At 37.1% G+C, this 3,404-nt stretch carries 6 protein-coding genes; 1 reads left to right on the top strand and 5 read right to left on the bottom strand.

What is annotated here, in order from left to right; genetic code table 11:
* A partial coding sequence (locus tag PHO71_RS25795) for an SOS response-associated peptidase family protein (RefSeq protein ID WP_300209048.1) occupies positions 1–256 on the top strand: 256 nt, incomplete at its 5' end.
* A gap of 251 nt (positions 257–507) precedes the next feature.
* Here the strand turns inward: PHO71_RS25795 and PHO71_RS25790 are convergent.
* The 5 genes from PHO71_RS25790 to PHO71_RS25770 form a co-directional block, all read right to left on the bottom strand.
* Positions 508–885 (bottom strand): hypothetical protein, encoded by a 378-nt coding sequence (locus tag PHO71_RS25790; RefSeq protein WP_300209047.1) that lies wholly within the window; start codon positions 883–885, stop codon positions 508–510.
* Between the two features lie 179 nt (positions 886–1,064).
* The gene (locus PHO71_RS25785) at positions 1,065–1,466 is read right to left on the bottom strand and encodes a hypothetical protein (RefSeq protein WP_300209046.1); all 402 of its coding nucleotides are present in this window, start codon (positions 1,464–1,466) and stop codon (positions 1,065–1,067) included.
* The gene (locus tag PHO71_RS25780) at positions 1,463–2,044 is read right to left on the bottom strand and encodes an N-acetylmuramoyl-L-alanine amidase (RefSeq protein WP_300209045.1); all 582 of its coding nucleotides are present in this window, start codon (positions 2,042–2,044) and stop codon (positions 1,463–1,465) included. The genes PHO71_RS25785 and PHO71_RS25780 overlap by 4 nt, the downstream gene beginning before the upstream one ends.
* Positions 2,028–2,513, bottom strand: coding sequence for a hypothetical protein (locus PHO71_RS25775; RefSeq protein ID WP_300209044.1), 486 nt, complete (start codon positions 2,511–2,513; stop codon positions 2,028–2,030). The genes PHO71_RS25780 and PHO71_RS25775 overlap by 17 nt, the downstream gene beginning before the upstream one ends.
* 103 nt (positions 2,514–2,616) lie before the next feature.
* On the bottom strand, positions 2,617–3,225 hold the full coding sequence (locus PHO71_RS25770) for a master DNA invertase Mpi family serine-type recombinase (protein WP_300209043.1): 609 nt from the start codon (positions 3,223–3,225) through the stop codon (positions 2,617–2,619).
* Positions 3,226–3,404: the final 179 nt, after the last annotated feature.

Genomic DNA, 3,404 nt, shown 5'->3' with positions numbered 1-3,404 from the left:
AGAGGAACATGATACTTTCTCTATTATTACTACTGACACTAATCCATTAACGGATTATATTCATAATACAAAACATCGGATGCCGGCAATACTCACTAAAGGGGATGAAGAAAAATGGCTGGATACATCTTTGTCAAAAGTGGATATCCAATTATTATTAACCCCTTTCGATGCTGATAAGATGGATGCTTATCAGATAGATAACGATTTCATCAAGAAAGCTCCTAATGATCCAAATATTCTACTTAGAGCATAAAATAGAGGAAACTTATTCGACCACCTGATCTTTATCTGTAGCAAATATTACAAGCACTCCTTTTCTTCTTAGCTTGTTTGAGACTGATTGAAACTATTTCAGCCTTACAGTTATTAAGACCGGAGCAACTACTATTTTTGTGATATGCGTATGATAAGCTCTTACGAATAAGAGATGAGTTATCAAAGTGGTAGCATGAGGTATACGGTATTTTGCCGTATACCTCTATCTCTTATCTCTCATTCCAAGCATTATTTTAAAGCAAACTTCCTCTTTACAAACAATTTGCTACGCGAGAAATCATGAAAATCAATCAGCATTGCCAGCTTCTTTACCTCTCTTTCATTTCGCAAAACCTTAATAACCTTCGTAAAGTCGGTATATTCAAAACGTAACCAATGGCAATAAAATTCTCTATCCATTATCCAAGGTATATCAGCATCTATTCGTTCACCACTCTTATGACAATCATATAAACGTTTAAGGATATTCTTCTCAAAATCCCATCGAGATGCACACATTTGTTCTTCTGTAGTTATTACCCCTACTTCATGTAGATATTCAAATACATCTTTAACAGATACATATATAACCCCATCTTTTTCAATATATCCAATTTTCTTAGCCATAACATTTAATTTTAAAGTTGTACAAACTTACTCATATCTTCGAGAATAGTACTTTTTAAACTTAATAAATAAGTTAAATTAAACTATGAATACATATTTTATATTAGAAAATATAATATAAAAAAGCCCCGAATCTTTCGATCCGAGGCAATGTTACCTGTCCGCTAACAAGTAAGCTTCTACTTCTTTCTGATCCGATAAACCATCCACCCAATAATAACCAAGCCAAATACTATGATAATCCCCAAAGCCCAACCACCTAGCTCCATCTTTATTGACTGCCACCGACTCAGTTTCTTCTCGACTGGATAAGGAACTTGAACCGAATCAGTCTTATGAATATACGTCGTATCCCGGATCAGCTTATCCCGATATTCAATACGGTATCTATCCCGGAATACCGTATCTCCTTTCACTAACATAAATACGCTATCAAGCACATGAATTGAATCACGTTGCAAACGATCTTTATATTGCACTTCTGTTTTGATAGTCTCTACCGGGACGTACTGAGTGCTTCGGCAGGAAGCAAACCATACTCCCGACATCAGGAATATGGTTAGGTATATTAGAACTTTCATAGACCCAGATATTTGATGATCCCTTCTATATGAATCTTCGCAACAGTTTGTTTACCTTCAGTAGATAACAGATATTCTACATCATCCTTATTGTCCTGAAAGAAGTTCTCAGTCAGTACAGAAGGGCAATTCGTATCCCGACACATCGCTAGGTTTTGTTCCCAATATAGCTGTCCAGGCATCGGCTTACGGATATTTACTCCCTTCTCACCTGCAATCTTAGCGAATGATTCCGCTAACTTCTTACTATTCGTAGAAGCATTGTTAGAAACAAATACACTCCATCCACGAGCATTCATCCAACTTTCACCACTTCCGGCAGCATTACAATGAATAGAAACAAGGATAGCTTTCTTTCCAGTCTCTCTATAAATTTCATTCGCCCGTTTGCAACGTTCAGACAAAGGGACATCTGTATCTTCTTTCACAATTCGTTCAGCGTCAATTCCCTTCTTTCGCAATCCATATACAACCATGTCAGCAATCTCACGAGAATATGCCCATTCCTTCAATCTTCCATCCGGAGAACACTTTCCTTTCGTATTCTCACCATGACCGTTGTCAATTAGTACTTTCATTCTTAACCTCCTTTTCTTTATTCATATATTCCATAATAGCCTGCGCAATCTCTGCCGGTTCTGCCTTATGTCTGGAAATCTCAACAGCTAGTGAAGCGACATCACTCATTTGTTTTTTCACTTTGTCTTCTGCTTTCTCCCGGATGCTGCGTATTTCAATAGCTGCTACAACCATCGCACCAACAAACGTGATAAACGGGAAGGTGGGGATATGATAATCATAGAAGCTATTTAAGTACCAAGAACAACCAATGTGCATACAGTCTACGATTACCAAGGCAAAGAGTAACCGATAGTATTCCCCTACTTTCTTCACGCTTCTTCGCCATCCGTCAGAAGTAATTCTCTCACCGCGTAATTTTGCTTTGTGAACTCCGCTTTTAAAATCCATCACTCCGAAGATAATCGGAGTCAGTAGCAAACCGAATAATATCCAACCGGCTACAATTAGTTCATTTAGTCCTTTCATTTTCTTTATATTTCAACTTTTTGAATAAAAAAAGCCCACTGACAACTCCTTTTACGGGCTGTCAATGGGCATAATTGTTTGATGCAAAGATAGTAATTATCTGCTAATTTACAACACTTTCACTTATTCTACGCAAATGTCTTTCAAGGGTAATATAAGTACACTTCACTTTCCTGCAGATAGCAGCTTTTGATTTGCCTTCATTAAGCATTTGACGAATAATGCAATCTTTCACGTCTAATTTATAATGAGAGTTCTTGCTCCCTTTTTCTCGGCCCAATCTCATTCCTTCAGCTTTTCGCCTGGCTAATCCCTCTTTAGTTCTTTGTGATATTAAATCGCGTTCGATCTGTGCAGATAAACCAAAGGCAAATGCCAAAATTTGGGAATTAATATTATTACCTAACTCATACCTCTCCTTGACTGTTAATACCATAGTCTCCTTACTCATACATAGATTTAACAGACTCATGATCTGCATGAGGTTCCTACCTAAGCGGCTGATCTCACTAATCACAAGGGTATCTCCCTTCTTCATCTTCTTTAATAATGGACCTAGTTTTCGATCACTGGCCGCTTTTGTTCCGGACACAGTTTCCGATATCCATTTATCAATCACAATTCCTTTTTCTGTAGCAAATTTCTGAACCTCAAATCTCTGATTCTCCACTGTCTGTTTATCAGTGCTTACCCGAATATATGCGTAAACCATTTTTCAGACAAAGATACTGTTTTATCAGAGAATGAATATTGGAGTTTTTTTGATGCCCCTCAAAAGTATAATGGTAATGAAAACAATTCAATTAACAGATGATAAAATTATCAAAGTTCTTAATAATGCCATGCCTGAAGGTGATAATGTATCGAAAGGTTTGATGCCTTCAGGAATGG

It is taken from the genome of Bacteroides sp. (assembly GCF_028690125.1).
Lineage (GTDB): Bacteria > Bacteroidota > Bacteroidia > Bacteroidales > Bacteroidaceae > Bacteroides.
The sequence above is the reverse complement of the archived record's forward strand: the minus strand, read 5'-3'. Positions and strand labels throughout refer to the sequence as shown.

Bases quoted from the DNA above. Each gene is read 5' to 3' on its own strand.
- PHO71_RS25790 (WP_300209047.1), bottom strand. From the start codon at position 885: ATGGCTAAGAAAATTGGATATATTGAAAAAGATGGGGTTATATATGTA.
- PHO71_RS25785 (WP_300209046.1), bottom strand. From the start codon at position 1,466: ATGAAAGTTCTAATATACCTAACCATATTCCTGATGTCGGGAGTATGG.
- PHO71_RS25780 (WP_300209045.1), bottom strand. From the start codon at position 2,044: ATGAAAGTACTAATTGACAACGGTCATGGTGAGAATACGAAAGGAAAG.
- PHO71_RS25775 (WP_300209044.1), bottom strand. From the start codon at position 2,513: ATGAAAGGACTAAATGAACTAATTGTAGCCGGTTGGATATTATTCGGT.
- PHO71_RS25770 (WP_300209043.1), bottom strand. From the start codon at position 3,225: ATGGTTTACGCATATATTCGGGTAAGCACTGATAAACAGACAGTGGAG.